Origin of the sequence: Olsenella profusa F0195, assembly GCF_000468755.1 — a bacterium.
Classification (GTDB): Bacteria; Actinomycetota; Coriobacteriia; order Coriobacteriales; family Atopobiaceae; genus Olsenella_F; species Olsenella_F profusa.
In genome coordinates this window covers 58,624-65,794 of record NZ_AWEZ01000044.1, presented here as the reverse complement: position 1 = coordinate 65,794, position 7,171 = coordinate 58,624, and the positions used below count along the sequence as shown (strand labels likewise).

Below are 7,171 nucleotides of genomic sequence, written 5' to 3'. Positions count from 1 at the left end.
AGAAAAAGTGCAACAATTGCTGCAATTGCAGAAAATAGTGGCGCGATATCCGCTAGACCCATTAAGAAGCCGGAGATATCCATATCCTCACCTAATAATTAGCATTAGTCTCACTGTCGCGACGATACGCTAGGTAGATTTTCGCACAACGGCACAACTATCTAGCAACTTATGGAGATAGGAGATCAGGCTAAGGACATCAACGGCGTCCTCCTCGTTGATGTCCCAATGGATTCTCAGCTCGTGTGCCGTTGGGTTGCGAATAAGGTGCATCACGCCATTGAGCAATTCTTTGAGCCCGTTCTGCTGGTTGCGCCACGATTCATTCTGAGGACTCGCCAGAACGATATAAGGCGCCTTAGTGCTGAACGCTGTCTCAAACAGTCTTGTTCCATCGAGGTCAAGCCCGGTCATTGTTTTCACTCGCTTGCATAGGCTCTTGGCCGCCTCGTGGACTGCGTGAAAGTAATCGTCAACAAGCAACTCCTCACGACAGCACTGGAGCACTTCGGGGTGAGCGCCCAGACTCTCGAGCTTTTGCCTGAGGCCCTGTGTCCTCTCCGCAGCTTCGCTGAGGGTCCTGGCGGTGTCTGTATGGTGAAACCGACCGTCTTCTTGTATCTCGTAACCAGTGAAGGAAAGCACACCGTTTATCTCTTTGAGCATCCAGAGATAGCGCTCTCGGTTGTCAAGCCCCCTCGACGGCTCAAGGGAGCGTGATATGCAAGTCCAAACAATGTTGGTGGAGCCAGTGCAATTTACCCTCAGCGCAAGCGCTTGGTAGAGCCTCTTCCATTTGGTAAGGCCGGGATTTGTGTCAGGGACACGAAGTTGCTCCAGGAGCATGCCGATTTCCTGCCCGGTAAGGCCACGATTCGTGTCGGCAAGCACCTTGCAAATTCGCGTGATTTGTTCAGGCTTCAGCCGGGGCATATTTTGTGTCGCCAAGGAACCCCTCGCTTTCGCATACGCTCAACCGGGACCAGGAGCAACTATCCGAGTAGAGTTCCAACGGTCGCCTTGACTAGCGGTAAGAGCACCTCGGCAAGGCTGGCTGAGCTCTTCGCTATGTGCGCCACCTTCTCGAGTTTCTCGGCAAAGCTCGCTTTGTCCTTTTTCTTTGAGGCGGCGTCGAGCTCCTTCGCTGCTGCTTCGGCCGCGTCCTTCACGGCCTGATCAATGTCCAGATCAAGGATGGCTGCGACGGTAGTGCTTAGCGTGACGTCACTGACATTTACGCTGGCGTCAGCGCTGCTGGTGATTGTGTTGTTGTTGGTGTTATTGAGGATTACCTTCACGTCGCTCTCCATCTGGTCAAGGAACCAACCCTCCGCATAGCTTTGGCCTTCGTCTGTTATGGTTGCAATCCAAGGCATGTTATCGGCAGGGTCTACGTTCAGCAATCCGTTGCGGCTAAGCTCCCAATAGTCGTTATCACGATCGTCGTAGATGGTGGCCATGCGCATCCCACCGTCACCCTGTTTGGCAGCGTCTTCCGCGACGAGCTTCAGTATCAGCTCGTCAGCGCTATCGCTAACCGTGCGAAACTTCCTGCGTGCCCTGCGAGCCTCGTCGTAATGCGTTCGCCCCACTGGCGTGATAGCCTTGACGATTGCAAGCTCGTGACCCCAGTCCGTGGTCAAGTCTATGAGGCCGCCCTCCCTGAGCTGCAACAAGTCTGGAGTGATTCCTGCATCGGTATAATTGCCTGGAATTTTCTCCTGATTGAGCCATAGGAAGGCTAGCGCCGCCTCCTGTCCCACCGTTAGTCCTAGCAACTCCGGTCCACTCCCTCTCCAATCTCTAGCTGTTGTGTGCCAACAGGTTGTTTACGCCGACGATGCGGGACATCGGCGGGAGGCCCCCGCACGCGCTGTGCGGACGCTCCCAATTGTAGCGCTCGATGAAGGCCGGGAGGGCGTCTGCCCTCCCGGCCTCGCTGTCCCAGGCGCGGCCGTACCGCCACTCCTGCGCGATCGTGCGGCTCACCCTCTCGACCTTGCCGTTCTGCCACGGGCCGGACGGCCTCGTGCACAGGTGCCGCACGCCCCTGGGGCCGAGCAGGTCGTCGGGCTTGCCGCTGCGATAGCCCGGCCCGTTGTCGGTCATGACGCGCTCGACGCCTACGCCCATCCCCTCGAAGAACCCGGGGCAGCGCGACACGAGCGCCGTGCACGTGCCCTTGCGCCCGTCGGGCAGCAGCTCGGCGTAGGCGACGCGGCTGAAGTCGTCGACCGCCACATGCAGGCAGGAGCGCCCCGCGCCCCGCGACGACCCGCAGCCGCGCCCGAGCGCCCGGTGCCCGCCGCCGTCGGGGATGCGCGCGGCCCTCTTCACGTCGACGTGGAGGAGCTCGCCGGGGTGCCCCCGCTCGTAGCGTGTGTTCTGTCAATAGGCTTTGAGCAGAAGGGACTGCGGTGGGAATCCTGGACCAAAACGGGACGGGAAGGAAACCGCATGTTCAGCACGGAGCAAAGCAGAATCGCATTGGAAACCTTCGTTAGGTTCGGGCGCAATTGCGCCGACACGATAGCCGAGCTCGGATGCCCCCACAGGCAAACGCCGAGGAACTGGTGGTACGAATACGAGGAGACCGGCGAGGTTCCCCTGGCCAGACGCGAGCGCGAACCGAGGTATCCCGAGGAGGTGAGGCGCGAGGCCGTCGAACACTACCTTGATCATGGGAGGCGCCTGTCGCGGACGATGAGGGAGCTCGGCTACCCCAAGAGCCGCGAGATGCTCGCCGACCGGGCCGACGAATACGCGCCGGGTCAGCGAAGATGCCGGGGCCCGAACCCGAGGCGAGATCCCGTTCCCGTGGGGAAGAAGGTGCAGGTGGTGGCCGAGCTCGAGGCGAGGACGGGGCCTGCGGCGGAAGTCGCCGAGAAGTACGGCGTGCCGAGGACTGCGCCCTACGTATGGCGCAGGGAGATTATCGGCGATGATGGCGGGGAGCCCGAAGGGGAAGGCGTCCCCGTGAGCAGGGAATACGACGACCTGCCCGACGACGTCGGGCAGCCGCGGGACGTGCCGCGAAGGACGAGGGTGCGGCTCGGGCTCGGCGTGCGGCAGGCGACCCTCGAGACAGTAGAAAAAGGCCCGGGCGCCGACCCGAGCTGCCTGACGAATGCGGAGAGGGCGGCGATGGTGGAGGCGCTGAGGGCCAAGCATGAGCTCTGGGAAGTCTTGCCCGTGGTAGGCATGGCCAAGGGCAGCTACGAGTACGCGAGGAACGCCCAAGCCAAGAGCGAGGGCGAAGGGCGCGCGGCAGCCAGGGAGGCCGTCACCGCCGCGCTCGAGGCGGGCGGCGGGACCTGCGGCTACAGGCGCGTCGCCGCTGTGGTTGATGCCGGGGAGTGGACCGTCCGTGGCATCGCGAAGGACGAGGGCCCGGTCGCGCGCACGGCAGAGAAGGAGCGGTGCCACAGCTCCTGCGAGGGCGAGGTCTCCGCCGCCCCGCCGGACCTGCCGCGCGACGAGCGCGGCAGGCGCCACCTCCGCGCCAGCAAGCCAAACGAGCCGTGGGTCACCGGCGTAACCGGATCCCGCATCCCTGCCGGCAGGGCCTGCCTGTCGCCCGTAGTCGATCGCTTCGACGGCATGCCGTTGGGCCGGTCGACCCCCGCCTCGCCGGATGCCGAGATGGCCGACTCCTCGCTGCTCGGCGCGTGCGGACGGCTCGGCGAGGGCGACCACCCGAAGACCCGCCCGGACAGGGGCGGTTACTACCGCTGGCCGGGATGGACAGAGACATGCGACGAGAGCGGTCCGGTCAGGCCAACGTCAGGGAGGGGATGCGGCCCTGACAACGTAGGACGCGAAGGTCTCTTCGGGAGGCCGGAGATAGAGCTCTTTTATGGATGCGACTGGGCCGTGATCACTGTCGATGAGTTCATGACAATGCTAGACGCTTACCTCAGATGGTATGGGGACGTTAGGACAAAGAGCGACCTGGATCACAGGAGTCCTATGCGATACCGCAGGGATTTGGGCTTGGCAGTATAGGATGGATTTGGTCCAGGATTCCCACCGCAGTCCCAAATAGTCATCGGGAACTGGGCACCGTGGTCAGCAGGAATCGAGCGGTTTGGTCAAAGCATGACCGTATGACCGTATCCCAAGGCGCCGGGGACACGGCCAGGGCCATGTTTCCTTCGGGTGGTGACTTTTGGCGAGGCCCACCTGGAGGGAGGAAGGGAGTATGGCCGTGTCCCTGGACGAACAAGAGGACATCAGGCAGATGGACAGGGACGGTGTGCCGAGAGCCCGCATCGCCCGCGAGCTCGATCTGAGCCGCAACACCGTCTCAAAGTACGCAGACAAACAGGACATGTCGCCCGAGGTGCCGGTCTCGAAGAGGCGCGCCCGCCCTGCGACGGATGGCCTGGCCAGCTGGATCGATGCGATACTCGCAAGTGACCAGGCGGTGCCGAGAAAGCAACGGCATACGGCCCAGAGAATCTTCGACAGGGCGGTGGACGAGATGGGCTATCATGGAGCAGTTTGTGTCGTCGGCGACGGCCGGACAGATCGCCATGGTTAACGGGATGATCGAGAACGAGCTCGCCGCACGCGAGCGCCACAAGCGCGAGAGGCTGCTGCGCAGGGCGAGGTTCCCGCAGGTGAAGTCGTTCGAGGGCTTCGACTACTCGCAGGTGTCATTTCCTGAGAGATACGCGCGCGAGGACCTGGAATCGCTCGCGTTCGCCGACGCGGCCCAGGACTTCGTGTTCCACGGCAAGACGGGACGGGGCAAGACCCATCTGGCGATCGCGACCAGCATGGCCTGCGTGGTCAAGGCGAAGACCGTGAGGTTCTTCACGGCTGCGGACCTCGTGCCGGCGCTTGCCAAGGCCAGCCGCGAGCACGAGCCGGAGGCGCTTCTCAAGGATCTCTACAGGAGCGACCTGATGGTCGTCGGCGAGCTCGGCTACGTGCCCATCGACCGAGAGGGAGCGCGCCTGCTGTTCCAGGTGATGTCGGACTGCTACGAGAGGCGCAGCGTGATCATCACCACCAACATCGAGCTCGGCGGGTGGGGCGCCGTGTTCGGCGACGACAAGCTGGCGTCCACCCTGATAGACAGGCTGATGCACCACGGCAGGCTCGTGGAGTTCGGGGGAGGGAGCAAGAGAATGGAGGACGCCCTGATGCCGGGCAAGCCAGACAGATGGAGAGGGGGCTGGCGTGTTCCGAGCGAGGTGCTCAAATTGAGCAGAGCAAAGCGTTCAAATAGTCTTGACTGAATGCATCTTTATCCATGTTGCTCCTTGGACCACACGTAACCATGCCTCAAGATAATGAGGCATGTGAGAGGTGCACCGAGCTCACGAACACCATTGTGCGCTTCGTGGGCCCATGCGACCACATAAGGGCCCACAAAGTGCTTAGCTATGGGACCAATGGACTTCTTCTTCGCAGGCACAGGTAAGACAACATGAGATGGTGTAGATTAGAAAGCACAGCAGGTATCGAAGTTACCATTAGAACTATAAGTGCGTCTCACTTACCTGCCAGTCTATATAGGTTCGGCATGAAGATTGGTTTGTGATAGTCGTGGATGAACTTATTAAGGCCATTGGATGTTTCATGAATATCGTAGCCATAGCCGCAGCTACACCTTTAGTTAAATTTGCTGGCCTTCTATTTTCACTTATACGCAACAGTAGAGATTCACAACGACATTATCAAAAGGCAGAATATCCTTTTGGCGATAACAGACTGCTCGATCAACTCCGACACATGCAGGAGTTAGTTGACTCCGAAAGCGCAATACGCACGCGCTCAGACCAGCAATGTAAAAAGTTGAACAGCACAGAGTCGGTCCTTTTTGCTAAGGGACTTGGTCTTGGCTTCCTTCTCTCTTTAATGGATGTTGGATTGTGGCTAGCATGTCTTGCCCTTTTCCCAGAGATCGATTGGAAAGAGGTTTTAACTCTTGGCACCACTGTAATTATTCTATTTGTCATGGCTGCTCTTGTGGAATTGAGTGACGGGGCAACGGGCACCACTAAGATCAAAACAGGGTTTTGGATATCCATACTATGTATGACAGGACTTGCGCAGTTTACTGCTTTGGCGTCAGTGACAATGGGAAAGTCTCCCAAAGATGATTTGGCCACTATTATATTTGCAGTGGTCGCATGTGCGCTTCAGGTTTTTTGCATACTTTTCTGGCACATGCTTATTCGTTCTCACTACGATGTCACACCGTTCAAAGCGGGGTTCCCCTTCACACAGACGGGTTTTTCGTCCTGGCTCTCTGCGGGAAATCACTGCAGACGAGCACGAGAGGTATACGGCAAGAAGGAATGGAACGATGGGAGTGGGCTCCTGTATGAGCAAAGGCTTCTTTGTCCCTATCAGTTCAACGTCATTGATTCTTTTACGTGGGAGGGGCAGGATGTCCACTTTCTGGATGCGACAATCGGCAGGCCTCCATGGCAAAACCCAGAGTGGCATTTCCAACAGGTCGCTCGCTTGGAGCGCATGAGTGACAAATGTGGTGAGGAGCATATAGAGCATAGGTATGGGCAGCCCCGCCACGCCACAGAGTTTGTGAATTTATGTTGTTCTATCATGAAGCTGCCCCTTCGCTCTGATGACACAGAAGCAGAAACATCTAACGACGCGAATACGATTGTGCGATACGTTGAGGAGTACCTCAAAGAGTACAGGTCAAGAAGGGATGACTATATCCTCTGCTTCTCTCACAACGGGATCAGCAGCATGCTTGTGACGCTACGGCTGCTGCAGCTAGGGTATGAACATACCTACGACTTGGGCGAGTGCGCGATACGCTATCCACTTATCAATATTAAGGCCCAAGAGCTCACGATGCTGAGCATGCTTGCGCAAGAGAAAGATCCTGGTAGGATCTTCATGTGATAAGGCTAAGGCGAGAGGTGCAGGCCATCGATTTCCAGCAGGGCCAGGGGAGTGGTGACGATAATCCGTGCCTGAGAGGGGTTGGAGCACCGCCGCATGCACTCCCTTGAGGGCAGGGGGAGGGCCGTCGGGCACTACCTCAAACACGGCCGCTGCGACGCGCGGACGAGGCGCGCCCTCGGACATTTATCTTAAGGAGACTTGGGTGTATCCAATAATGAATCGATGGAGTCCTATGTCTATGTCCTTGACGATACGATGGCAAGAGACAGCCCGAGACAAT

General features: G+C 58.9%; 6 protein-coding genes and 1 pseudogene. 4 read left to right on the top strand and 3 right to left on the bottom strand.

The genetic code is table 11. The features are described 5' to 3' along the window. Positions 1 to 129: 129 nt before the first annotated feature. From HMPREF1316_RS05730 to HMPREF1316_RS05720, 3 genes and pseudogenes are all read right to left on the bottom strand, one after another. Complete coding sequence (locus HMPREF1316_RS05730; protein ID WP_198009600.1) at positions 130 to 846, bottom strand: TIGR02391 family protein; 717 nt, start codon at positions 844 to 846, stop codon at positions 130 to 132. 146 nt (positions 847 to 992) lie between these two features. Continuing rightward, a complete protein-coding gene (locus tag HMPREF1316_RS05725; protein ID WP_021726002.1) occupies positions 993 to 1,763 on the bottom strand; it encodes a hypothetical protein in 771 nt (256 codons plus the stop codon). Positions 1,764 to 1,803: 40 nt separating this feature from the next. Further along, positions 1,804 to 2,352, bottom strand: a pseudogene (locus HMPREF1316_RS05720) (integrase core domain-containing protein); the annotation flags it as partial. Positions 2,353 to 2,457: 105 nt separating this feature from the next. Between HMPREF1316_RS05720 and HMPREF1316_RS05715 the strand changes: the two are divergent. From HMPREF1316_RS05715 to HMPREF1316_RS05700, 4 genes are all read left to right on the top strand, one after another. Next, entirely contained in the window at positions 2,458 to 4,005 is a 1,548-nt protein-coding gene (locus HMPREF1316_RS05715; protein ID WP_040651575.1) for an IS3 family transposase, read from the top strand. A 196-nt stretch (positions 4,006 to 4,201) separates the two neighbouring features. Further along, on the top strand, positions 4,202 to 4,543 hold the full coding sequence (locus HMPREF1316_RS14730) for a hypothetical protein (protein WP_021725977.1): 342 nt from the start codon (positions 4,202 to 4,204) through the stop codon (positions 4,541 to 4,543). Continuing rightward, positions 4,494 to 5,246 (top strand): IS21-like element helper ATPase IstB, encoded by a 753-nt coding sequence (istB, locus tag HMPREF1316_RS05705; protein ID WP_232204456.1) that lies wholly within the window; start codon positions 4,494 to 4,496, stop codon positions 5,244 to 5,246. Before HMPREF1316_RS14730 ends, istB begins: the two co-directional genes overlap by 50 nt. A gap of 310 nt (positions 5,247 to 5,556) precedes the next feature. Beyond that, entirely contained in the window at positions 5,557 to 6,888 is a 1,332-nt protein-coding gene (locus tag HMPREF1316_RS05700; protein WP_232204455.1) for a hypothetical protein, read from the top strand. Positions 6,889 to 7,171: the final 283 nt, after the last annotated feature.